Consider the following 531-nt stretch of genomic DNA (forward strand, 5'->3'; position numbering starts at 1 on the left):
AAAGCCCTGTTGGAAGGCTGTTCCTTTTATTTTCAGGAAAAAATCTTGCAGGGGTATCTTTTGAAAAGCCGGATTACAGAAGAGGAGAGGCGCCTGAATCATTTAAGAAAGAACTGAGAAATTACTTTGAAGGGAAGAGTGAAGATTTTAAGCAGGGCTCTGTATTCTTGGAAGGCACGGATTTTGAGAAAAAAGTCTGGCTTGCATTAAAAGAAATCCCATACGGAGAGACGCGCAGTTATAAATGGCTTTCTGAAAAAATAGGGAGTCCGAAGGCAAGCAGGGGAGTAGGGCAGGCGCTTGGCAGAAACCCAATCCCGATAGTCCTGCCATGTCACAGGATAATTGAGTCTGACGGCTCAATCGGAGGCTACTCATCAGGCGTTGATATAAAGAGAAGGCTGCTTGAGATGGAATACTATAACACCCTGTCAAATAGTAGGAAAGAATTTGGTGTTTGATATCAAGCTTGTGGAGATTGGGTAGTTAGCTCAAAGGGTTCGGCAGCAGGTCGGTACGACTCGCAACCGA

General features: G+C 44.8%; 1 protein-coding gene. It reads left to right on the plus strand.

All coding sequences use genetic code 11. From position 1 onward, the window contains the following. Positions 1-461, plus strand: a 461-nt coding sequence (locus HW443_RS12845; RefSeq protein WP_176238405.1) for a methylated-DNA--[protein]-cysteine S-methyltransferase, incomplete at its 5' end; no start/stop codon positions are given. Positions 462-531 lie beyond the last annotated feature (70 nt).

It is taken from the genome of Candidatus Hakubella thermalkaliphila (assembly GCF_013281975.1).
In the GTDB taxonomy this organism is placed as follows: domain Bacteria; phylum Actinomycetota; class Humimicrobiia; order Hakubellales; family Hakubellaceae; genus Hakubella; species Hakubella thermalkaliphila.